The sequence below is a fragment of the Bacteroidia bacterium genome (genome assembly GCA_037045145.1).
Taxonomy (GTDB): domain Bacteria; phylum Bacteroidota; class Bacteroidia; order AKYH767-A; family OLB10; genus OLB10.
Genome location: JBAOIA010000012.1, coordinates 594,890 through 617,709 on the forward strand (window position 1 = coordinate 594,890; position 22,820 = coordinate 617,709).

The 22,820-nt window shown below is 36.3% G+C and carries 21 protein-coding genes, 1 tRNA gene and 1 pseudogene; 12 read left to right on the forward strand and 11 right to left on the reverse strand.

The genetic code is table 11. The features are described 5' to 3' along the window. Positions 1-124: 124 nt before the first annotated feature. The 4 genes from V9G42_12060 to V9G42_12075 form a co-directional block, all read right to left on the reverse strand. A complete protein-coding gene (locus tag V9G42_12060; GenBank protein MEI2760156.1) occupies positions 125-778 on the reverse strand; it encodes a response regulator transcription factor in 654 nt (217 codons plus the stop codon). After that, positions 775-2,676 (reverse strand): sensor histidine kinase, encoded by a 1,902-nt coding sequence (locus tag V9G42_12065; protein ID MEI2760157.1) that lies wholly within the window; start codon positions 2,674-2,676, stop codon positions 775-777. The genes V9G42_12060 and V9G42_12065 overlap by 4 nt, the downstream gene beginning before the upstream one ends. A gap of 63 nt (positions 2,677-2,739) precedes the next feature. Then, entirely contained in the window at positions 2,740-4,614 is a 1,875-nt protein-coding gene (locus V9G42_12070; GenBank protein MEI2760158.1) for a chloride channel protein, read from the reverse strand. Positions 4,615-4,892: 278 nt separating this feature from the next. Then, the gene (locus V9G42_12075) at positions 4,893-5,273 is read right to left on the reverse strand and encodes a hypothetical protein (GenBank protein MEI2760159.1); all 381 of its coding nucleotides are present in this window, start codon (positions 5,271-5,273) and stop codon (positions 4,893-4,895) included. A gap of 109 nt (positions 5,274-5,382) precedes the next feature. On the opposite strand from V9G42_12075, the gene V9G42_12080 reads away from it, so the two are divergent. The 3 genes from V9G42_12080 (at position 5,383) to V9G42_12090 (ending at position 9,991) form a co-directional block, all read left to right on the forward strand. Then, complete coding sequence (locus V9G42_12080) at positions 5,383-6,522, forward strand: acyl-CoA dehydrogenase (GenBank protein ID MEI2760160.1); 1,140 nt, start codon at positions 5,383-5,385, stop codon at positions 6,520-6,522. Between the two features lie 3 nt (positions 6,523-6,525). Beyond that, positions 6,526-7,767 carry a peptidase T gene (gene pepT / locus V9G42_12085; protein MEI2760161.1) on the forward strand — a complete coding sequence of 414 codons (1,242 nt, stop codon included), beginning with the start codon at positions 6,526-6,528 and terminating at the stop codon, positions 7,765-7,767. A 163-nt stretch (positions 7,768-7,930) separates the two neighbouring features. Beyond that, entirely contained in the window at positions 7,931-9,991 is a 2,061-nt protein-coding gene (locus tag V9G42_12090) for an Omp28-related outer membrane protein (GenBank protein MEI2760162.1), read from the forward strand. A 145-nt stretch (positions 9,992-10,136) separates the two neighbouring features. On the opposite strand, the gene aroC is transcribed toward V9G42_12090, so the two are convergent. Genes aroC through V9G42_12110 form a run of 4 tightly spaced genes read right to left on the reverse strand, consistent with a single transcriptional unit; the run spans position 10,137 to position 13,010 of the window. Further along, positions 10,137-11,219: a chorismate synthase gene (gene aroC / locus V9G42_12095; GenBank protein ID MEI2760163.1), complete on the reverse strand. Its 1,083-nt coding sequence runs from the start codon at positions 11,217-11,219 to the stop codon at positions 10,137-10,139. 1 nt (position 11,220) lies between these two features. Further along, a complete protein-coding gene (locus V9G42_12100; protein ID MEI2760164.1) occupies positions 11,221-11,700 on the reverse strand; it encodes a GNAT family N-acetyltransferase in 480 nt (159 codons plus the stop codon). A 3-nt stretch (positions 11,701-11,703) separates the two neighbouring features. Beyond that, on the reverse strand, positions 11,704-12,267 hold the full coding sequence (locus V9G42_12105; GenBank protein ID MEI2760165.1) for an aminodeoxychorismate/anthranilate synthase component II: 564 nt from the start codon (positions 12,265-12,267) through the stop codon (positions 11,704-11,706). A 35-nt stretch (positions 12,268-12,302) separates the two neighbouring features. Then, positions 12,303-13,010: a response regulator transcription factor gene (locus tag V9G42_12110; protein ID MEI2760166.1), complete on the reverse strand. Its 708-nt coding sequence runs from the start codon at positions 13,008-13,010 to the stop codon at positions 12,303-12,305. A gap of 48 nt (positions 13,011-13,058) precedes the next feature. Between V9G42_12110 and V9G42_12115 the strand changes: the two genes are divergently transcribed. After that, positions 13,059-14,609, forward strand: coding sequence for a DUF6798 domain-containing protein (locus V9G42_12115; protein MEI2760167.1), 1,551 nt, complete (start codon positions 13,059-13,061; stop codon positions 14,607-14,609). Between the two features lie 4 nt (positions 14,610-14,613). Here the strand turns inward: V9G42_12115 and V9G42_12120 are convergent, their stop codons facing one another. Next, complete coding sequence (locus V9G42_12120) at positions 14,614-16,083, reverse strand: OmpA family protein (GenBank protein MEI2760168.1); 1,470 nt, start codon at positions 16,081-16,083, stop codon at positions 14,614-14,616. A gap of 170 nt (positions 16,084-16,253) precedes the next feature. Here V9G42_12120 and V9G42_12125 point away from each other — a divergent pair, with 170 nt between their 5' ends. The 6 genes from V9G42_12125 to V9G42_12150 all read left to right on the forward strand — a co-directional run bounded on the left by V9G42_12125 (position 16,254) and on the right by V9G42_12150 (position 19,743). Beyond that, positions 16,254-17,351: a Nif3-like dinuclear metal center hexameric protein gene (locus V9G42_12125; protein MEI2760169.1), complete on the forward strand. Its 1,098-nt coding sequence runs from the start codon at positions 16,254-16,256 to the stop codon at positions 17,349-17,351. 2 nt (positions 17,352-17,353) lie between these two features. After that, on the forward strand, positions 17,354-18,625 hold the full coding sequence (locus V9G42_12130; protein ID MEI2760170.1) for a C4-type zinc ribbon domain-containing protein: 1,272 nt from the start codon (positions 17,354-17,356) through the stop codon (positions 18,623-18,625). 127 nt (positions 18,626-18,752) lie between these two features. Then, positions 18,753-18,827 (forward strand) — tRNA-Val (locus V9G42_12135). 12 nt (positions 18,828-18,839) lie between these two features. Then, entirely contained in the window at positions 18,840-19,103 is a 264-nt protein-coding gene (locus V9G42_12140) for a GIY-YIG nuclease family protein (GenBank protein MEI2760171.1), read from the forward strand. Between the two features lie 56 nt (positions 19,104-19,159). Continuing rightward, positions 19,160-19,423 (forward strand): GIY-YIG nuclease family protein, encoded by a 264-nt coding sequence (locus tag V9G42_12145; protein ID MEI2760172.1) that lies wholly within the window; start codon positions 19,160-19,162, stop codon positions 19,421-19,423. 56 nt (positions 19,424-19,479) lie between these two features. Then, a complete protein-coding gene (locus V9G42_12150) occupies positions 19,480-19,743 on the forward strand; it encodes a GIY-YIG nuclease family protein (protein MEI2760173.1) in 264 nt (87 codons plus the stop codon). Between the two features lie 176 nt (positions 19,744-19,919). On the opposite strand, the pseudogene V9G42_12155 reads toward V9G42_12150, so the two are convergent. Next, positions 19,920-20,090: pseudogene (locus V9G42_12155) on the reverse strand (ATP-binding protein). 108 nt (positions 20,091-20,198) lie between these two features. Here V9G42_12155 and V9G42_12160 point away from each other — a divergent pair. Both V9G42_12160 and V9G42_12165 read left to right on the forward strand, forming a co-directional pair. Beyond that, the gene (locus V9G42_12160; GenBank protein ID MEI2760174.1) at positions 20,199-21,350 is read left to right on the forward strand and encodes an alpha/beta hydrolase; all 1,152 of its coding nucleotides are present in this window, start codon (positions 20,199-20,201) and stop codon (positions 21,348-21,350) included. A gap of 5 nt (positions 21,351-21,355) precedes the next feature. After that, on the forward strand, positions 21,356-21,823 hold the full coding sequence (locus V9G42_12165) for a peroxiredoxin (protein MEI2760175.1): 468 nt from the start codon (positions 21,356-21,358) through the stop codon (positions 21,821-21,823). On the opposite strand, the gene V9G42_12170 is transcribed toward V9G42_12165, so the two are convergent. Next, a complete protein-coding gene (locus tag V9G42_12170; protein ID MEI2760176.1) occupies positions 21,803-22,819 on the reverse strand; it encodes a hypothetical protein in 1,017 nt (338 codons plus the stop codon). The two genes, V9G42_12165 and V9G42_12170, sit on opposite strands and share 21 nt — an antisense overlap. Position 22,820: the final 1 nt, after the last annotated feature.

The following is a 22,820-nucleotide window of genomic DNA, read 5'->3' on the forward strand; positions in this document are numbered from 1 at the left end:
ATTGAGTTAACACAATAAGTAATAATTTGTTTTATGAATTATATGGTGTCATAGCATTAAATAGCTAAAGAAAGCCGGAAACAATTATCCAGATGTTTTAATCTAAAGGATAATTTTTAAAAAGTTATATCAGTTTCTCCTTCTTTGCTTTCTCAATCAAGTCTATACGATTGTGTGCTTGTAATTTCTGGTAAATATTCTCAATATGTCTTTTAACCGTAAAAGGAGAGATAAATAACCTTTCAGCAATAACTTTATTGGTCATTCCCAAACTTAGCTGCTCCAGTATTTCAACTTCTCTTACACTTAAAACTACAGTGGGTATAACATTTTTTATTGTTATTTTCTCAGTCGTTGCATTTTTCAAGAATTGCAATGCTTTAACAGCAATTGATGGTGACATTACTGAGCCACCGTTTAAAGTATCTAAAATAGTTTGATAAACTTTTTCACTCTTTGACTCCTTTAGGATATAACTATCTGCCCCGGATTTAATGGCATTAAAAATATATTCATCATCATCAAAAACAGTTATGATAATAACTTTAATTGCAGGATACTTTTGTTTAATGATAGCAGTAGTCTCAATACCATTCATCTCCGACATTTCAATATCCATTAGAATAACATCCAAGTTACTATTTTTTTCTAAAAAGCCAATTACCTCCTTACCTCCCTGTGCCTCACAAACCAGTTCAATATCTGAAAATGCCGCAAGCTTTTCTTCTATAGCACGCAATGCGTAAATATTATCATCAACGACAGCTACCTTTATCATAATAAACATTTAATTTTATATTGTGTACCCAAGCCTTTTTCTGAAACTAATTCTACAGTGCCCTGCATATCCGACACTCGTTTATAAATATTATTCAGTCCAAATGATTTTGTTTTCATAGCATCAATATCAAACCCAACTCCATTGTCACTGACATCAATCAGAAGTTCACCATCATTTTGATGTAAACTTACTGAAACTTCAGATGCATTAGAATACTTTATTGCATTGCTTACTATTTCCTGAATAACTCTAAAAATATTCATTGCCGTCTTAGACTGAATTTGCCTGTTATCAAATGTTTCAAAGCTAAATTTAAAACGAACTTCTTCTTTAGCTTCAGCTGCACTATTTATATAGTTTGCAATTCTAAACTTCAAATCAGAAATATTAATTTCCTTTGAGTTCATTACCCAAAGCGTATTTTTTAGTTCTCTTACAGCATTCTCCGAAAACTCCGATACAGTATTTATTCTGGATTTTAATGACTCGTCAATACTTGCATTGGATTTTTTAATGCCATCCAAAACCGTATTCACAAAGGTAAGTTGTGCACCTAGGCTATCATGCAAGTCACGCGAAATCTGAAGTCTTTGCTCCTGAGCAACATTTAAGGTCTGCTCTTGTAACAATTCATTTTCCAACAAAAGTTGCTGACTTTCAAGTTTTGACTTCACACGATGACTCCTGAATAACATCAAAACAATTGCTACAACACTCAGCAAAACTAACAACAACACATTCTTTTGCTTTGCCCTCAAATCGGCTTGTGCAACCTGCAATTTCATTTCTGAAATTTTCTTCTCCTTTTGTTGCGTTTCAAATAAGGCATTAAATTCAACATACGATTGCTCACTCTTTGCATTTATAGAATTTGCATATACTTCCTGATACTTTTTCTTGGCTTCTAATGCCTTTTGCCATTTACCTTGCTTCTGATACAACATATCATAGACGGTATATGCTTTCAGGATATTTACCAATTGGCTATTTTCTGAAAATATTTCCACAGCTTTATTCAAATGGTTTTCGGCAAGGGCATAATTACCATCATTAGTTTCAACTTCTGCAAGGTTGATTTCTGTATCGGCATTCCATCCCGGATTATTAAAAGGCTTCTCAATTTGCTGATTATTGTTAAAATAATATCGTGCCTTATTATAATTTTTCTGCATCAGATAACAGCGTGCCAGATTATCCTGAAACATTACCTTACTCATTTGGTCGCCTAAACTGTCAGCTAAGGCAATGCCTCGAAAATCCAACTGCATTGCTTCATTGATATTTCCTGTCTGACCTTCAATATTTGCCAAAGTATGCATTGCATTCAGATAAGGCGGCAGATAAGTTTTGTCCTGAAGAATTGAAAATATTTTATTCACTGTTATTCGTGCAGCACCCATATCTCCTTTTTCAGCTTGTAGTTGCGACAGACTAGAATATGCCTGAGTAATTTTTAATGTATCTTTTAACTGTTCGCCAATGGCAACAGCCTGGTAAAGATTTCGAACTCCTTCAGGAAAATTTCCAATGCTCTTATAAGTTGAACCTAAGCCATAAAAAATATAAAAGGAAAGAGAATCTCTGTTATTGTGCAGTTCTCTGGCTCTTCTAAAATAAACTTCTGCGGCAGTAAAGTGTCCGCTTCTACGGCTGAAATTTGCTTTAATTATCTCCCTCATTACAATAACAGAAGGTGCAGTTACTGCTAAACTGTCAATATTCGAAATAACTTTTTGCAAACTGTCTGTACGCGAAATTTTCTGTGTTACAGTCGCATCAAAAAGCCGAACAACAGATTGTTCATCATTCTTTAATTGGGGCGATAGCTGCTGCTTATTTTTATCCTTACAGGCAACAATGAAAAACAGCAAAAAACACAATATTTTTTTAAACATCACCACTATAAAATTATGAAGCTAAAATAATAAACTGCACCAAAAAAATGCTACAATAATTTTTTACTCCTCATGGCTTCGTGTCCGCAGAATATTAACTAACTTCTGGCCTCTGAGAAGAATTTTCAATCGCTGACGTTTTAAAGAGATATGTTTTTGTTTTGTTTCAAGTTCATCAATGCCATGATTATAAACCGAAATGATGTGATGGTAAGTTAAAATTCCTACTATCTCTTTTTCTGATACAACAGGTAGAATATCCACATTCTCTTTAGCCATAGTTTGTACTGCCATTTTGAGAGAATCGGACTTGCTTACAAAAAGTTGTGTTCGTTTAACTAAAGAACCGATAAGTGTATCAGTCGGGTGATGCGAACTAAAAATACTTGTTGAACTTAATAGCCCAATATATTTACCATCTGTGCTGGAAATAATATAATAATTTGCCTGTAAATCCGGCTCTTGCTGAAGCCAACTTCTTACTTCCCCGAGTTTCATATCTTCACTTATAGTTATACCATTATCTGTAGCAAGTTGCTCAACTTTTATTTTTTCTAACACATCGGGTTCATAGGTGCTTGGTGTATAAACACCTCTTCGTGCAATTTTTTCTGTCATGATGGTATTTTCCATCAGGAAGTAAGAAATAAAATAGGATGCCGTACAAGAGGCCAGTAATGGTAATAATGCATTTGATTGTCCTGTTGTTTCGAGTGCAAAAACAATTGAAGTAAGAAAAGCACGTGATGCCCCGGCAAACATAGCCGACATGCCAATGAGTGCTGCAAGTGGGATACTTATTTCAGCTGCAGGAAACCATTGATTACCTACATAGCCTAATAATACACCTAGTGCTCCGCCTATAGTTAATAATGGTGCCAATGTTCCACCTGATGTTCCGCTGCCTAATGAAACAGCCCATGAAATAAATTTCAATACACATAATGAAACTACTACTTGTAATGTTAATGAACCTGAAAGCAAATCGGTGATATTATTATATCCAACACCTAAGGTGCGTGGTTCGAAGTAACCCACAATACCTACTACAACACCGCCAATGGCAGGCCACCAAGCCCAATGCACAGGAAGTTTCTCGAAAGAATCTTCAATCCAGTAAACAATTTTTGTAGTAGCTACTGCCAACACACCTACAACTATTCCCATTGTAGAATAAAAGAAAAGAGCAGCATTGGAGGCACTTTCAACATCAGCTTTCATGGGAAACACAACCCCTTCGCCAAAGAAAAAATGATGACCTGCAGATCCTGTAATGCAAGCTAAAGCTACAGGAATAAAAGAGCGTGGTGAAAATTCAAACAACAACAATTCAATAGCCAACAAAATAGCAGCTACAGGAGCTCCAAAAATCGCAGACATACCTGCTGTGGCACCTGCTGCCAGTAAAATTTTTCTTTCGTTAGGAGTAATTTTCATCACCTGTCCTAATGTTGAACCTAATGCACCTCCTGTGGCAATTATTGGCCCCTCTGCGCCAAAAGGTCCGCCTGTGCCGATAGAGATAGCTGATGAAATTGGTTTGAGAAAGGTTATAGATGGTTTAATTTTACTCTGATTGGTAAGAATTTGCTCCATAGCTTCAGGGATGCCATGACCTCGAATGGCTTTAGAACCATAAAAAGCAAGAACTCCTACAATTAAGCCTCCGACTGCAGGAACAATAATAACCCACAGACCTAGTGAGTTGTGGGCAGGGCTGGCATCTGAAAAAGAAAAACTGCCATAGAATGAAACATTAGTTATGAAATCTATTAAGTAAATGAGTAGTTTGGCAACGATACTGATGCTTACAGCGATTAATACTGCCAGTAACGACAGATTAAACAACCGTTTTTTATTGTATTTTAAATTACCTGTTTGATCGTTCTTGAACGAAGATTGTAAAGATACTGATATTGGTATTCCTTTATTTAGCATTGCTGAAGATAAAATATTTTCTGTAAGTTGATGCAAAAACCCTTGCTACAATAATGAAATTGCCAGTCACTGAAGTATGTTGGAACAAAATGCAACAGCTATTTTGGGATTTGATGAAACTCAAACTTTATTGAATGAACCCTACCTCTAATTGATTCAAACAAAAATCACTTTGGCTGCGAAATTATAAATCATAAGCCAATACATCACCATAAAAAATTAAAAAATGATGATGAAAAACCATGAAATTGAATAACGCTATTGTTTACAAAATATAGTTACTCATAGTTAGAAAATACCTGAGTATGGCTTTTATAGCTGAGAATCCGTTTACTGCTACCGGACAAAATAATGACACGGGTTTTCTTTATGGTGCATCCATTAGTTAAACGACACCTACCTTTGTAAGAAGTAAAAAATGTAAAAGAAACTACCTTCCATTGGCATTTTTTAGCATTGAAACTTACCTGAGGCTTCATTGATGGAAATTGAGAAACTGTTTCAAGTGTATAGCCTTCCGGCAGCAGTAATATATCTCGTTTGTCAAGAAAAGTTAAAACAGAACTGCTGTCAAATTGATTGATGCATTGCGTTTTTTGTCCACTTGTCCATTGAGCAGAAAAACCCAAAACCAGAACTATTAGAATAAAATACTTCATAAGTGGCAAAAATAAGTTGAATGCTATACCCCACAGGCATTTTCCTGTCATAAAAGATCATTATACACATTTGGAGCCGATGTTGTACATTCGCAAAAATTTTCAGATTATGCTATTTCAACTAAACGAAGAACATTTAATGATACAAAAGGCCGCCCGTGATTTTGCACAAAACGAGTTGTTGCCCGGAGTTATTGAGCGCGATGAACATCAGAAATTCCCTGCAGAGCAGATTAAAAAATTAGGCGAGCTGGGTTTTTTAGGAATGATGGTTGACCCAAAATATGGCGGTTCAGGATTAGATACAATTTCCTATGTGTTGGCAATGGAAGAAATATCTAAAGTAGATGCTTCCGTTTCAGTTGTGATGAGTGTAAACAATTCTCTGGTTTGCTGGGGGTTAGAAACTTTTGGCACAGAGGAGCAGAAACAAAAATATTTAGTTCCATTAGCAAAAGGCGAGATAATTGGTGCATTCTGCCTTAGTGAACCTGAAGCCGGCAGCGATGCCACTTCACAACGTACTACTGCAATTGACAAAGGTGATCATTACTTGCTGAATGGAACAAAAAACTGGATTACCAATGGTGGCACAGCAAGTGTTTATTTGGTGATGGCACAAACGGATGTTGCTAAAGGGCATAAAGGCATCAACTGTCTGATTGTAGAAAAAGGTACACCGGGTTTTACAGTCGGACCAAAAGAAAACAAATTAGGTATCAGAGGCAGTGACACACATTCACTGATGTTTACCGATGTTAAAGTCCCAAAGGCAAACCGCATTGGTGAAGACGGCTTTGGATTTAAGTTTGCCATGAAAACATTAGCAGGTGGACGAATAGGAATAGCTTCACAGGCTTTAGGTATTGCATCCGGTGCCTATGAACTTGCATTAAAATATTCTAAGGAACGTAAAGCTTTCGGAAAAGAAATCAGTCAACATCAAGCCATTCAATTTAAGTTAGCCGATATGGCAACAGAAATTGAAGCAGCAAGACTACTTTGTTTGAAAGCTGCATGGCTTAAAGATCAGCATGGAAATTATGACCTGGCAGGAAGTATGGCAAAATTATATGCTTCTAAAGTGGCAATGGACACTACCATTGAGGCAGTTCAGGTGCATGGCGGTTATGGTTATGTAAAAGAATTTCATGTTGAGCGTTTGATGCGCGATGCAAAGATTACACAGATTTACGAAGGAACTTCCGAAATACAAAAGATTGTAATTGCCCGTGCAGTTACTTCATAAAAAATGTTAGACAACTACCAACATACCACTGCAGAGCGAATGATGCGTTATGCAGTCATTGACACCACAGCCAATCCTGATTCAGACACTCAGCCTAGCAGTAAAAAGCAATTGGACTTAAGCCGGTTACTTGAATCTGAATTAAAAACAATGGGCATTGATGCAACTCTTGATGAATACGGTTATGTATATGCTACAATAAAAGGTAATTCAAACAAAAAAGTACCTGTAATTTGTTTTTGTTCGCATGTTGACACCGCACCTGACTGTAGTGGCACAAATGTAAAACCCATACTACATAAAAAATGGAATGGAGAAGATATCGTTTTACCTGACGATAAGAATATTGTAATCAGCAGTAAAAAGCACCCATATCTACTCGAAAAGATTGGTGATGATATAATAACGGCCTCGGGACTTACGCTGTTAGGTGCCGATGATAAAGCAGGTGTTGCCATCATCATGGATTTTGCACAATTTATTTTAAACAGACCGGATATTATTCACGGTGACATAAAAATTTTATTTACCCCTGACGAAGAGATTGGACGTGGTGTAAACAAAGTGGACATGAAAAAACTTAACGCTGCTTATGGTTACACACTCGATGGTGGAGAATGTGGCACCTTAGAAGGCGAAAATTTTTCTGCTGATTCGTGCACGATAACTTTTAATGGCGTTAGCGCACATCCCGGCTATGCCAAAGATAAAATGGTTAATGCACAAAAAGTATTAGCCCATTTCATAACACTTTTGCCAAAAGAATTAAGTCCTGAAAATACTGAAGGGTATGAAGGTTTTGTTCATCCGGTAAGTATGAGCGGTGGATTAGAAACCGCAACAGTTACTTTTATTCTTCGTGATTTTAATACATCAAAGTTAGCAGCGCAAAAACAACTACTATGCACGTTGGCAGAACAATCTATCAAACAATTCTTAGGGGCAAGCTTTACAATAAGCAGTAAAGAACAATACCGTAATATGGATGAAGTTCTTCAAAATCATCCTGAAGTAATGGACTATGCTTGTGAAGCATATAAACAAAGTGGCATCAACTGTGATAGAAAAAATATCAGAGGTGGTACTGATGGCGCACGTCTTTCATTCATGGGAATGCCTTGTCCGAATATATTTACAGGAGAAATGGGTATTCATAGCAAAGAGGAATATGTAAGCGTTCAGGATATGAATAAAGCAGTTGAGGTGCTTGTTAACCTGGTTCAGATTTGGGAACAACGCGCCTGACAATGGCAGCCCCCCCCTCCTTTTCAGACTATTAATACTTACCCTGAAGCAAGCGCTTTGAGTTAAGTTCAAAGACTAAAATCATAAGAAAACTTTAAATTAACTAAAAGTTTATTCCGGTATTGTCAAAACAGATAATTTCGTGTCTTAAAATTTCATAAAAATGAAAAAACAACTTACTCTTTTATTTGGCATATTGTGTTTTGCATTAGCAGCAAATGCACAGTATTATTATTTCCCTCATATAAATGCAGGGCAAAATCCAGGCGGGCTTAACATTGATGATGAATACCCGGTGGGTGGCGGTCAACCCGCAGGATGGACATCCATTCATCCAGGCAGTGCTACTACTCCACAATGGTCATCAACCGTAACCATTCCGTTTTCTTTTTCTTTTAACGGAACAGCAGTTACAAGTTATAAAGTCTCTACAACCGGAGTATTAACTTTTACAACAAGTGCAACAACACCTCCACCGGTTGCCAATGTTGCATTACCATCGGCTTTAATTCCTGACAATTCAGTTTGTTGCTGGGGAATTTCAGGAAGCGGCACAAATGATAACATTTGTACAAAAACATTCGGCACTGCACCAAATCGTCAACATTGGATTTCATTCACTTCCTATACTGACCCTGGCAATAATGCTTATACTTACTATAGTATTGTTTTAGAAGAATCAACAAATAAAATTTATGTGGTTGATCAAAGAAATGGCGGAACAGCTTTAACGCTCACCATTGGCATTCAGATAAACGCAACAGCAGCAATTTCTGTTGCAGGTTCTCCAAACATAGCACAAAATGCAGGTACAGATCCATCTCCTGCTGACAACAGTTATTTTGAATTTATTTATGGCACACAGCCAGCCAACGATGCAGAGTTATCATCTATAAATTATACTCAATATGTAACAACTCCAACTAACGTTTCCGTTTCTGGTGTGATTACCAATCTTGGTTCGAGTGCAATAAATACTATTAATCTTAAATATGATCTCAATGGCACTACTTATACTGACACAAAAACAGGATTAAATATTGCACCACTTGGGACTTATAATTTTACTCATACAACACCAATTAATGCAAATGCTATCGGGACATATTCCTTCAAGTTTTGGGTTGATTTAGCTGGAGATGTAAACCATATTAATGATAGTTTAAATGGTATTATAAATTATCTTCCATTTTTACCAACTAAACATGTAGTTTTTGAAGAAGCCACCGGCACTTGGTGCGGATGGTGTCCACGTGGTGCTGTTTTTATGGATTCATTGCGCAACCTTCATGGTCAGGAAGTGATGTTGATTGCTGTTCATAATGGCGATCCTATGACTGTTACAGCATACGATTCATGGATGGGAACAAAAATCAGCGGCTATCCAAGCGGTTTAGTTGATCGTAAAGATTTAGATGTTGACCCATCAGATTTTATTACTGAATACAACAGCCTTATTTCAGATATTCCACCTTGTGATGTAAATGTGTCTGCAACTTATAATTCAAGTACCAATATTGGAACTTTTACTGTAAGTCCACAATTTGCAGCTTCATTGAATGGTGATTACAGGATTAACTGTGTTGTTACCGAAGATAATTTAACGGGCACAACTTCAACATGGAGTCAGGCAAACTATTATAGTTACCAAACTGCAAATTTGCCACTTCAGGGCGCTGGCCATAATTGGCAAAACGAAACTAATCCGATACCTGCTGCCAACATGGAATACGATCACGTTGCACGTGCAATACTTGGAGGAAACGATGGTGTACAAGGTTCATTGCCGGCTAACATAACCAGTGGTAGCACTCACAGCTGGACATTTAATTACAATATTCCGGCAACTTACAATGTAAGCAATTTAATCATCATTGGATGGGTTTCTGATTATGCTACAGGAAGAATTTTAAATGCAAACAGTGCAACAGTTACTACCGGCATTCATAATTTATCAGGAACTAATTTCAATATGAATGTTACTCCAAATCCTATAACATCAGATTATGGTCAGGTGCGCGTTAATTTGAAGAAAAATGCTGATGTAGTATTCGAAATCATAGACGTATTAGGTAACATAGTTCGTACCAATTATCAATCACAGATGTCAGCAGGTGAATATATTTATCCTGTAAATTTCACAGGTCTAAGTAATGGTATTTATACTGTTAGAATGAATGCATCCGGTGAAACGTTAACACAAAAAGTTGTATTGAATAAATAAAATCATATCGGTAGAATTACCGAATAAATATTAAACCGAAAAGGCAATTTCAATTCTAAGAATTGAAATTGCCTTTTTCTTTTTTAGCCAATACTCATTCTACGTGATTATTACAATCTGAATAATGTAAAGAATAAAAAGACATCTATTTGTGCTTTGCAACATTGGCAATCATTAAAAAATCGAGTGTTGTAATTGCAGCCATTGCCTCAACGATTGGTGTTGCACGTGGCACTACACAAACATCATGACGACCTCCGGGTTGTATAATCACTTTCTGATTTTGTGCGTTAATACTTTGTTGGGGTTTCATGAGTGTTGATACAGGCTTAAATGCTACGTTAAATGTAATGTCCATGCCGTTGGTAATTCCACCCTGCACACCCCCGGAATTATTGGTTGTGGTAAAAACTTTTCCGTTTTTATCTGTATCAAAAACATCGTTTTGCTGTGACCCCATTTGCAAAGTGCCGAAAAAACCTGACCCTATCTCAAAACCCTTAACCGCGTTTATGCTAAGCATAGCTTTGCCGAGTTGTGCATGAAATTTATCGAATACAGGCTCACCTAATCCTGCAGGAACACCGCTAATGGTGCAGGATATTATTCCACCTAAAGTATCTCCGGATTGTGCAGCTTCTTCAATCCTATTCAGCATCAGTTGTGCTGTGGCTTCATGTGGGCAACGCAAAATATTGTGATACGTTTTTGAAGTATCAATTGAAATATTTTCAGGAATTGAAATATTGCCGATACGACTCACATAAGCATCGATAGAAATATTTTCGGATTTCAGTATTTGCATAGCAACAGCGCCCGCAGCTACACGTGCAGCTGTTTCGCGTGCTGATGCCCTGCCACTTCCGCGATGGTCACGAATGCCATATTTTTGTTCATAGGTATAATCGGCATGTGATGGCCTGTAAGTATTTTTTAGTGCATCATAATCAGCAGGACGTTGATCTTTGTTACGAATTAGCAAGGTTAGTGGAGCACCGGTGGTGATGCCATTGATTAATCCTGAAACCACTTCCGGTTCATCGTCTTCCATTCGTTGTGTGGTAATTGCAGATTGACCGGGCTTGCGTCTTGAAAGTTGTGTTCTTATAAGTTCTAAATCCAATTGTATGCCTGAATAACAACCGTCTATAACAACACCTATAAGTGGTCCGTGCGACTCACCAAAAGTTGTTATCCTGAAAAGTGTACCAAATGTATTACCTGCCATATTACTTCTTAATCATTACAAAATCATTCATAAAAAAGCCATTGCCTATATCAAAGTCTGCTGCACTTTCAATTACAAATCCTTTCTTGAAATAGAAGTTAATCGCTTTAAAATTTGAACGGTTTACCTGCAGCCGAACTACAATAGCCTCAGGCAGACTGCTCAGCATGGCTTCAAGTAGCAGTGAGCCTATATTTTTATGTTGCAATGCTGTAGCCACATACAATTTATCAAGAAAAAAACTGTTTTCTGCTTCCTCACGAAAGCAAATATAGCCTAAAAGTTTTTCGTCTTCTTCTGCAACCAAAATTATAGAGCCTGAATCAAGCAACTGATTTAATTTTTCGATACTATACATCTTTTCCAACATAAAATCAATCTGCTGTATGGTGATAATACCTGGGTAATGGCTATGCCAAATGCTATGAGCCAATTTGTTGATGGCACTACAATCGTCTTTTGAAGCTTGTCTGATATGCATGGTTCAGGTTTTATGAATCCAATTATAAATAAGTTGTAGTCCATATTCTGTCATTATACTTTCAGGATGAAACTGAACACCATAAACAGAATAAAGAACATGCTTTATTGCCATCACTTCGCCATTGTCGTCACCGGCTATAACCTGAAGTTGACTTCCTGTTTGATCCACTACCCAAGAGTGATAGCGTGCAGCAGGAAACGTTATTGGTATATTTTCAAATATCACATCTTGCACCAATACATTTACCGGTCGCACTACGCCATGCAAAACTTGTTGTAAATTACGAAGGCTGCCCCCAAAAACTTCTGCAATAGCCTGATGACCTAAACAAACGCCAAGTATTGATTTTTCTGATGCATACTGCCTGATAACCTCTTTGGTAATGCCTGCCTGTGAAGGTAATCCCGGTCCGGGAGAAATGCAAATCTTATCAAATGAAGCAACCTCATCAATTACGTGTGAATTGTTGCGCCAAACTGTTGGACGTACACCGGCTGCCTTTTCAATATAATGAACAAGGTTGTAGGTAAAAGAATCAAAGTTATCAATGACTAAAATATTCACCTGTCAAAAATAGCGAATGTTTTAAGGTGCTGCACTCAACCCTGATCGGCAAATTTGTAACCAACACCCCTTACAGAGATAAAATATTTTGGATTGGATGGGTCTGGTTCAAAATATTTCCTGAATGTAACGATAAAGTTATCTATTGTTCGGGTACTGGGATAGATATCATAACCCCAAACAGTTTCAAGAATGTGTTCGCGCGAAACAACTTCATTGCGTTTTTCTATCAGTAATTTCAACAATAACGATTCCTTTTTTGTCAGATGTGTTGTAGTACCATCGGCACGTTTTATTTCAAGTTGTGCAAAATTAATTTGATTGTTGTTCAGATTATAAGTCGAAAGAGATGTCGCATCCTTATTGGCTGTGCTCCTTCTGATAAGATTATGCACTCTGAGTAACAACTCTTCAAGGTTAAAGGGCTTGGTCAGATAATCATCACCTCCTAATTTAAGACCGGTAATTCTGTCGTTTGGGTGGTTTTTGGCTGAAAGAAATAAAATGGGCACATCAAGATTCTCAAGACGTATTGCTTCGCAAACAGTAAATCCACTGATTTCAGGAAGCATTACATCTAAAATTACAAGATTATAACGTGCTTCTTTAAACACTTTAATGGCGGTTTTACCATCACCAATTGCATTTACATAGTAGCCTTCCATTTCAAGGTTCAGCTTTATTGTTTCAGACAAGGTTTGCTCATCTTCCACCAACAAAATTCTTAGATTTTGATCAGCCATATCAATTTATTTCGATGCTAATTAACAAAAATGTTTTCTTTGTTCATTATGTCGCAGAATTATTCACTGTCACAATCGGGTAAATATTGGATTTGGTCCATATTTTACAGCCTGTTGTTTCTGGCAGTTTACGGCTACAAATTTAATTGTAGTGACCTTGAAGAACATTTGCCGGCTGTTTACAAAATGCTGAACCCGCTATTGTATCAAGGTGATTATGTGACTGAGTTTCTGGCTTCGGGTTTCTCTGTTCGTTATTTTTATAATCACACTTTATATTATTCCGGACTTGTGTTTCCGTTACCAACTGTTGCTTTTACATTCATGTTGTTGCTGCTGACAGTATTTATTTTTTACATTCAAAAAACTTCATTTGTAATTTTCAAGAACCATATTACCGCTACAATAACTCCTTTCATAGCAATTATCTTATTGAATAAAATTACAGTTGGTGGAAATACTGTTTCAGACAATATGCTGACTTGTACCGTTTTTGCTAACACACTTTGTATGGCAACATTTTACTACGCTTTTAGTTCGCGTATGAGAATAGCTGTGCTCTGTTGCGGGCTTGCTACATGGTATCAACCGTTGGTAGGCATGCAGGTGTTTTTATTGCTCTTGCTGATGCAATCGGTATCTTCCAAATTCAGAATCAAAGAAATTGTCACGATAATAATTTTCTATTTAGTGTCAGCTTCACCAATGCTAATACCTTTATTCTACCGTCAGTTTTTTGCAGAAATCGCAACACCTGACATGCTTTTTTATTATATTTTATATGTTTTCAGAAATCCACATCATTATCTACCTTCCTTTTTTCCAATTGTAGATTATATTAAAAGCGGTGTATTATTTCTGATATCCGGTTTGTTATTTTTTAGATTTCCAACAAAATACAACAGACAAATAATTGTGATAATTTCAGGCATTGCTGCGGGTATGATTTTTTACTATTTAATTTTTGATGCTTTAGGAATAATGGTTGTAGGTAAATTGCAATGGTTTAAAACTTCGGTTTGGCTTACCATATTCTGTAGTTTCTATATAGCTCATTTCATAGCACAGCAAAAACTGATAGAAAAGACATTTCAGTTTAAGTGGATGTCTGCCTGTGTCATTGCTTTATCAATTATTGTCTTTTATTTAATTACACATGCTTCACAACTACCAATAGAGAGGCTGAAATCTCGTTATGCAATTGGTCAGTTTAAAAAAACTGATTTAACACTGATGCATGAATGGATCAGAGAAAACACCCCTGTGACCACAAAGATTTTGAGCTTCCCTGATGACGATTCATTTTTATGTGAAGCACAACGACCTACACCTGTGGCATGGAAAGCTATTATCCACGAGCCATGGTTTCTGAAACAATGGTATTATAATTTCACAACCGATTATAATCTGGAAAGAAAAATTGAATGGAAAAATATCAACCGGAGAGAAAAGGCAAATGCTGCTTACTCAGGCACAAATCATAAGCCAGATAACAAAAGTTATTCTATGATTTTATTAAATAATAATAAACTACCGGAACAAGTCAAAGGCAGAATAATACACCGGCAGGGAGAATATACCCTATGGCAGTGGAACTAAAAAATCAGTAAGATGTTTTCAGCTCTACCCTTCTGTTTTTTGCTCTTCCTTCAGGAGTGTCGTTTCCGGCAATTGGCTTAGTTTCTCCAAAACCGGTAGCTGTTAATCTCGATTCAAAAATTCCTTTGCTCATCAGATAGTTTTTTACTGCATCACAGCGTTTTTGCGATAGATTAAGGTTATAAGCATCATCGCCTTTATTATCGGTATGACCTTCTATTGACAAATTTGCTGCATCATACTTCTTCAGGATTCCGACCAATGCATCCAGTTGTACCAGTGAAGCAGGCTTTAGTTTATCACTATTACTTTCAAAATAAATTGAAGATGCTATTTGAGTAATTTTTTTCACATCTTCTTTTGTAATTTCAGGACAACCTTTGTTTGTAATAGTACCTTTTATTGTAGGGCATCTGTCTTCGTAATCAGCTACACCATCTCCATCGCTATCGGGGCAACCTTTCAAGGCAATAACACCCGGTACTTCAGGACACATATCTTCTTCGTTCACCAACCCATCTCCGTCACTATCAAAAGGGCAGCCGTTTGCATCAACTTTATATCCTTTCTTGGTTTCAGGACACTTGTCAAGGTTATCAGCTACACCATCACCATCTTCGTCAGGGCAGCCTTTTAGAATTGCTAAACCTTTTACATCCGGGCATAAATCATCTTTATCACTAATGCCATCACCATCTCTGTCGGGGCAGCCTTTCAAGGGCAGAGTTCCCGGTGCTGTAGGGCAATCATCCATATAATCGGCAACACCATCATTATCTGAGTCAACAGGACAACCCGATGCATCTACCTTAACCCCTTTAGGTGTATTTGGGCAGTTATCCTTCTTATCAGCAACACCATCATCATCAGAATCTTTGTTTTTGCCAAGATTAAATGTTAAGCCAACAGTATGAAATAAAAATCCATCATTGTTCTGATTCACTTGCCTGTCAACATCATCTTCTGAGGAGAGCATAAATGTTTCCTGAATAACTAGGTTGAAAGATTCAGAAAGTCTGAAATTTAAACCACCACCAAAGGAAGGTAATGCATAATCATAACGACTTACGACATCTCCATTTTGTGCCCAAATATTTCTATCCCAAACTATTATTCCTGCTCCGGCAAATAAAAATGGTCTGACTGCTGCTTCAGGCTTTGTGAAATGAAAACGTAAATGCAAACTTCCCGTAGTCATTTTTATTCTGAAACGATTTACCTGATCTTCAATAAATCCTGCTTCGCCTGTTGTACCCATTATTTGTAAATCGGCATATTTTCCGAGATAATATCCTACGGATATAGCACCGAAACCATAAAATGGCTGATTGGTTTTATAAAAACCTTGTCCCATATCGCCATTATATTGGGTAGCACCGCCATATAAACCCAAGTTCCATTTGCGGTCACTGTTTTGTGCATTAATCTGATGGCTGATGCACAATAAAACGATAGCCAAAAATATTTTCCTCATCTCTTAATGTTTAAATTCATTTAGTTTTGAAATCAATGCAAAGTAAGTATGCAGTTGATATGATGAAATGGTGATGTAAAAAACTAATTAACTTCTAATTGTTTAATTTAAGTAGCTTTTAACCTATTGAAAACAGCCTGCATTCTTACTTTTGCATAACAGAAAAAATAATGATTAGAATCAACGAAGTCATAAAAGTATTAGAGAATTGGGCACCTTTGGCTTATCAGGAAAGTTATGACAATTGCGGTCTTTTGACTGGTAATTCCGCTGATGAAGTAAAAGGAATAATGATTTGCCTTGATACTACAGAAGCCGTACTCGATGAGGCAATCAAAGAAAACTGCAATTTGATTATCGCACATCATCCGATTTTATTCAGTGGGTTAAAAAAAATTACCGGAAGGAATTATGTTGAGCGTGTAATCATAAAGGCAATAAAAAACAACCTTGCAATTTATGCACTACATACCAACTTAGATAATATAAATACAGGAGTCAACCGGCAGTTATGCCAACAGTTGGGTCTTGAAAATGCTAAAATATTGTTGCAAAAACAGGGCATTTTAAAGAAATTAGTAACCTTTACGCCAATTGAGCAGGCTGAAAAAGTCAGGAAAGCCTTTTTTGCAGCAGGTGCCGGAAACATCAGTAATTACAGCGAATGCAGTTTTAATATTGAGGGCAAAGGCACATTTAAACCTGAAGCAGAAGCGAATCCCACAATTGGAGAAAAGTTAATCAGACACACGGAGAGTGAAGTTCGTACAGAAGTTATTTATGAAGCACATAGAGAACATCTGGTGCTAAAAGCTTTGTTTGAATCACATCCTTATGAAGAAGTTGCCTACGACATTTACACATTAACCAATACGCATCAGCAGACAGGTTCAGGAATGATAGGCCAACTTAAAGAAGAAATAGATGAAATTACTTTTTTACAACTGGTTAAATCAAATTTAAATTGTAGTGTGTTAAAGCACACCCACTTAAGCCAAAAGAAAATAAGAAAAGTTGCCGTTTGTGGCGGTTCAGGTATTTTTCTGCTGCCGCAGGCAATTGACGCAGGTGCAGATGCTTTAATCACATCAGACATAAAATATCATCAGTTTTTTGACGCTGATAATAGAATTTTACTCATAGATGCCGGGCATTATGAGACCGAGCAGTTTACAATGATGCTGATTAAAGATTTGTTAATCAAAAAATTTACTACATTTGCCATCCGTTTAACAAAAGTGGATACAAATCCGGTAAAATATTTCTGATTATGGCGGCAAAAAAACCTGTGAAAGCTGTAGCAAAAAAAACAAGTGCAAAGCCGGCAGCGAAAAAGACAGCAGCAAAAAAAACACCTGCTAAGAAGAAGGCTGTTGTAAAACCGGCAGTTAAAAAACCTATTGCAAAAAAGGCTCCGGTAAAAAAATCAGCTCCGGCAAAACCAGCTAAAAAGGCCGCTGCACCTAAAGCCACAAAAACTAAAGCTACTGAAAAAGAAAAGAAAAACATAAAAGCCAAACCGAAAGAAACAAATACAAAAGTCACATCATCAAAAGCAGTAAAAAAAACAAGTACAGGCATGTCAAAAACAGACACTAAAGCAAAAACAAAAGGCAGAAGTAAGAAAGTAGAAGAACCGGTAATTACCAAGGTGAGTAAACCAGTAGTGAAGCGTTTAACGGAAACACGTAATTTAAAAGCTATTGATACGGGTACGGCAGCAAAATTATCAAGCAAATACAGTGTTGGCGACATTTCACAGTTTCAGATTAAAATGCCTAAGAAAGGTGTTCATGACGCATCAGCAGAAGAAAAACTTCAAGCTTTGTTTCAACTTCAACAAATTGACTCTGAAATTGACAGAATTCAGATTGTAAGAGGAGAATTACCTGTTGAAGTAAAAGATCTTGAAGATGATGTTGCACGTCTTGAAACAAGAATCAGCAATATCAATAATGATATGACAGAGTTTGACAGGATGATTGCTGAAAGAAAACAAGGAATTAAAGATTCAACTGCTGCGATAAAGAAATATGAGGGTCAGCAAAACAATGTAAAAAACAATAGGGAGTATGAGTCGCTTGCTAAAGAAATAGAATTCCAGAAACTTGAAATACAACTTTGTGAGAAGCGGATTAAAGAATACACTTTTGAAATCACCTCTAAAAAACAAATCCTGACAGAATCAGAAGAAGACTTAACACATCGCAAATCTGATTTGGAAAACAAACGCAAAGAGTTAGACAACATCATTGCAGAAACCCGTAAGGAAGAAGATGTACTGAATGAATATTCTGGAAAAGCTGCTGCAATTATAGAAGAACGTTTGCTAAGCGGATATAAAAAGATTCGTGAAAACGCTGCCAACGGCTTGGCTGTAGTTTCTATTCAGCGTGATAGCTGTGGCGGTTGTTTTAACAAGGTTCCACCACAACGTCAGTTGGAGATTAAGCAACGCAAAAAAGTTATTGTATGCGAGCATTGCGGACGAATTCTTGTTGATCAGGAAATTATGACAGACTTGCCGGAAAATCCTGCATAAATAGATAGCAATAAAAAGGCCGCTTAAAAGCGGTTTTTTTATGCCATATTTTTCAAAATAAATTTGGAGAATACTAACCTATCTGTATCTTTGCACGCTCATTAAAAATGACCCATTAAAATAGTTAGGGAGCATAGCTCAGCTGGTTCAGAGCATCTGCCTTACAAGCAGAGGGTCACAGGTTCGAATCCTGTTGCTCCCACAAAGTCCGCAAATGCGGACTTTTTTATTTATGTTCACTGTTTATGTTATCCATTCACAATCGCACAATGTCTTCTATAAAGGCATGACTGAAGATTTGGAGCGAAGATTGTTCCAGCATAACAATGGCCTACTTGGAACTTACACCAAAAATAAAGCTCCTTGGAAATTAGTCTATTCAGAAACTTTTCTTTCTAAATCTGATGCGCTCAAAAGAGAAAAATATTTCAAAACCGGTGCCGGCAGAGACTTCCTTAAATCTAAAATTATTCTTTAGCAGAGGGCACAGTCAGCCGAGGCTGACGAATCCTGTTGCTCCCACAAAGTCCGCAAATGCGGACTTTTTTATTTATGTTCACTGTTTATGTTATCCATTCACAATCGCACAATGTCTTCTATAAAGGCATGACTGAAGATTTGGAGCGAAGACTGTTCCAGCATAACAATGGCCTACTTGGAACTTACACCAAAAATAAAGCTCCTTGGAAATTAGTCTATTCAGAAACTTTTCTTTCTAAATCTGATGCGCTCAAAAGAGAAAAGTATTTCAAAACCGGTGTCGGCAGAGACTTCCTTAAATCTAAAATTATTCTTTAGCAGAGGGCACAGTCAGCCGCGGCTGACGAATCCTGTTGCTCCCACAAAGTCCGCAAATGCGGACTTTTTTATTTATGTTCACTGTTTATGTTATCCATTCACAATCGCACAATGTCTTCTATAAAGGCATGACTGAAGATTTGGAGCGAAGATTGTTCCAGCATAACAATGGCCTACTTGGAACTTACACCAAAAATAAAGCTCCTTGGAAATTAGTCTATTCAGAAACTTTTCTTTCTAAATCTGATGCGCTCAAAAGAGAAAAATATTTCAAAACCGGTGCCGGCAGAGACTTCCTTAAATCTAAAATTACTCTTTAGCAGAGGGCACAGTCAGCCGCGGCTGACGAATCCTGTTGCTCCCACAAAGTCCGCAAATGCGGACTTTTTTATTTATGTTCACTGTTTATGTTATCCATTCACAATCGCACAATGTCTTCTATAAAGGCATGACTGAAGATTTGGAGCGAAGATTGTTCCAATATTAATTACAAGTTCTATTTCTTACTTACGGACAGGCTGAATGAAAAATTAGTACCTTTCTCCTTTTCACTACGCACTTTAATAGTTTGGTGCTGTGCCTCTATAATATGTTTCACAATGGCTAAGCCAAGTCCAGTCCCTCCTACTTCGCGCGACCTGCTTTTGTCAATTCTTTAAAATCATTCAGTATAGGACTTTATAGATAAATTTTTAAAAGATATTTTTGCCTTTTTAAAACTTTATTTTTTAAAACTATCAATGGTTAAAAGTGTTTTTAAACTGTTTTAATATTTATGCAGTACTTTTCACTGATCTTAACAATTTCATTTCTGTTTTCCTCAATTCGTAGTACGGCACAGCATTATGTATTGTATGGAGAAAGAAACCTTAATGACACTATTTTATCTGTTTATTTTGACAGAAACGGGAAGCCATATCCCGACTATTTTATTGCTGACTCTGTACTGAATTTTAATACCGGCTCATTAGATTCTTTTTACAATAGTTATCCAAATGACTTTTCTGCAATATGTTCATTATATAAATGTCGTTTCAACAAGTATAGTATATCAAACACAAGTATTCTTAATGATTCAATTTTTCAAACTATAGCTGATAAGATCAACAATCAAACAAAAAAAGGTTTGGTTCCAACTTTTATGATTCATGGTTTTAGGAAATCGTATGTTAATAAACCAGGTGTTTTCACCTCTGTTATAGATTATAACTTATTGATTGCGGCAATTAATCGGTTAAGTACTGAAAAATATTCCTATATCAGAGTGTTTTGGGATGGCAGTTATTTAGATATTTCAGAAGGTGTTAAACAGATGAAACAAATTTTTACGGTTTTTGAAAAAGCACAACTCAATGCTGTTTCAGTTGGTTATGGATTAAGACAAGTATTGTCACGTACCACTTCACCTGAGGTTAATATTATATCACACAGTCTTGGTGCGAAAGTTGTTACCAATGCTTTGTTTGATACAACAATAAACAATTATCCCACCCCAAATAACAGAAATATTAATATTTGTCTTATTGCACCGGCAATAGACGGAATAGAAGCTTTTAAAAACTACTATTCACGAAACAGCACTCTTGCATATAAAAAGAGCGACAACTATAGCCTATTTGTTTTGTACAATAAAAAAGACTTTGTGCTACGTAAAAAAGATTATTTCTTTGAGTTGTTTGGCCCGGGGCCAAGAAAACATGGCAACACTACTTTGGGGTGTAATTCAAACAATGAAGCCATTAAACTAAAAGATTATTTTATTCAGCACTTTCACGGCTCTAAAATAACCCTGATTAATATGACTGATTTGATTGAAAAATGTCATCATTTACGCTGTTATTGCGAAGGTGACAATTTAAAAACTGCTATTCAGTTAATGAACCACACAATTACTAATTCAAACGGAAATAAAATACTAAACAAATAAATATTATGTCATTGAACATTAATCATCCGGCACCACTCTTTGAAAGTTTCAATTCTGAAAAACAACCATTTTCCCTTGAACAATTGAAAGGAAAGAATGTATTACTCTTATTTTTCCCGGCAGCATTTACCAGTACTTGTACAAAAGAATTGTGCAGTGTCAGAGATGATTTGTCTTATTATAACAACTTAGATTGTACAGTAATTGGCATCTCAACAGATACAATCTATTCGCTGGCAAAATATAAAGAAGAACAAAAGTTGAACTTCCAGTTGGTCTCAGATTACAACAAAGAAATAGGTAAAATTTATCATGTACAATATGAACTGTTTGGGTTAGGCATGAAAGGTATTACAAAACGAGCTGCATTTCTCATTGATAAAAGTGGAATTCTACGCTACTTGGAAGTATTAGAAAACGCAGGAGAAATTCCTGACTTTAATAAAATCAAATCAGTTCTTGATAGTTTGTGATTGTGCAATGGTCGTTGCTAGAATGCGGTGGCCATAGTTATTAAAATGAATATCATTTTTGTAATAGGGAGATTTGTTGGTTTCTAAATAAAAGCTTTGCAAAGGACTTTGCGAATCAAGAAAATCACATCTGCCGGAACACCATGCTTTTATCTGATTTGAAAAACTATCTGTATTAATATCAGTCTTCAGAATATCCCTTTTTGAAGGAATACACGATACAATTACCCTAATCTTATTATCCTTACAAAGTGCAACAAATTTTTCTAAGTAAGTTAATGTTGGTTCAGCAAGTATATCTTTACTCTCATTCAAAGCAGATTCATTTAAATTCCGATTGTTTTCGAATTTTACAGTCATCTGCATATAAAATTTACGAACTAATCGAAGCAGGTTTGAGTTTCTTATTATTTCATACTTCCATTGTGGCATACCGCCATCAACAGCCGTCACTTCTTGTCCATTAAACTTTGCTTTGTTAAAATATTGTTTGTCTTCAGCAACATCGTTAGCATATAAAAATAAAAAAGCAACATCCGGTTTATCACTTTTCAATAAATGCTTCAATTTTAAATAATGCAGAATTGGACTGTATGCACCAACAGCAAAATTTTTAAAACATACATCAGGAAAATCTTTCTCCAATATTCCAACAACAGATGAATCATAATTTACTTGAAGTGCTTCAATATAGGAGTCGCCAAAAAACCAAATTTTTCCCCTGCAATTCTCTGTCTTTTTTTCATTCGGGTTAACAACACAACCCATCCTATCATATCTTACCTGAATATTTCCATATTCATGCTCTGCAGCATTTGAGTGAATGAAAAAATAATCAGGTCTATGAATATGATGCAGAACAGAATCGGGTTCGAATGCTGCATTGTCATATCCGAGATTTGCAATTCGTAATCCAAATTCTGCAAGGATTAAAAAAAGTAATAAAAATAAAAAGTTAGTCCCTAAAATTTTTAGTTTCTTCCTTATTGATGACATT

Bases quoted from the DNA above. Each gene is read 5' to 3' on its own strand.
- V9G42_12125 (MEI2760169.1), top strand. From the start codon at position 16,254: ATGATTAGAATCAACGAAGTCATAAAAGTATTAGAGAATTGGGCACCT.
- V9G42_12160 (MEI2760174.1), top strand. From the start codon at position 20,199: ATGCAGTACTTTTCACTGATCTTAACAATTTCATTTCTGTTTTCCTCA.
- V9G42_12115 (MEI2760167.1), top strand. From the start codon at position 13,059: ATGTCGCAGAATTATTCACTGTCACAATCGGGTAAATATTGGATTTGG.
- V9G42_12140 (MEI2760171.1), top strand. From the start codon at position 18,840: ATGCGGACTTTTTTATTTATGTTCACTGTTTATGTTATCCATTCACAA.
- V9G42_12090 (MEI2760162.1), top strand. From the start codon at position 7,931: ATGAAAAAACAACTTACTCTTTTATTTGGCATATTGTGTTTTGCATTA.
- V9G42_12065 (MEI2760157.1), bottom strand. From the start codon at position 2,676: ATGTTTAAAAAAATATTGTGTTTTTTGCTGTTTTTCATTGTTGCCTGT.
- V9G42_12120 (MEI2760168.1), bottom strand. From the start codon at position 16,083: ATGAGGAAAATATTTTTGGCTATCGTTTTATTGTGCATCAGCCATCAG.
- pepT (MEI2760161.1), top strand. From the start codon at position 6,526: ATGTTAGACAACTACCAACATACCACTGCAGAGCGAATGATGCGTTAT.
- V9G42_12075 (MEI2760159.1), bottom strand. From the start codon at position 5,273: ATGAAGTATTTTATTCTAATAGTTCTGGTTTTGGGTTTTTCTGCTCAA.
- V9G42_12060 (MEI2760156.1), bottom strand. From the start codon at position 778: ATGATAAAGGTAGCTGTCGTTGATGATAATATTTACGCATTGCGTGCT.
- aroC (MEI2760163.1), bottom strand. From the start codon at position 11,219: ATGGCAGGTAATACATTTGGTACACTTTTCAGGATAACAACTTTTGGT.
- V9G42_12080 (MEI2760160.1), top strand. From the start codon at position 5,383: ATGCTATTTCAACTAAACGAAGAACATTTAATGATACAAAAGGCCGCC.
- V9G42_12070 (MEI2760158.1), bottom strand. From the start codon at position 4,614: ATGCTAAATAAAGGAATACCAATATCAGTATCTTTACAATCTTCGTTC.
- V9G42_12170 (MEI2760176.1), bottom strand. From the start codon at position 22,819: ATGTCATCAATAAGGAAGAAACTAAAAATTTTAGGGACTAACTTTTTA.
- V9G42_12150 (MEI2760173.1), top strand. From the start codon at position 19,480: ATGCGGACTTTTTTATTTATGTTCACTGTTTATGTTATCCATTCACAA.
- V9G42_12165 (MEI2760175.1), top strand. From the start codon at position 21,356: ATGTCATTGAACATTAATCATCCGGCACCACTCTTTGAAAGTTTCAAT.
- V9G42_12100 (MEI2760164.1), bottom strand. From the start codon at position 11,700: ATGCATATCAGACAAGCTTCAAAAGACGATTGTAGTGCCATCAACAAA.
- V9G42_12145 (MEI2760172.1), top strand. From the start codon at position 19,160: ATGCGGACTTTTTTATTTATGTTCACTGTTTATGTTATCCATTCACAA.
- V9G42_12110 (MEI2760166.1), bottom strand. From the start codon at position 13,010: ATGGCTGATCAAAATCTAAGAATTTTGTTGGTGGAAGATGAGCAAACC.
- V9G42_12130 (MEI2760170.1), top strand. From the start codon at position 17,354: ATGGCGGCAAAAAAACCTGTGAAAGCTGTAGCAAAAAAAACAAGTGCA.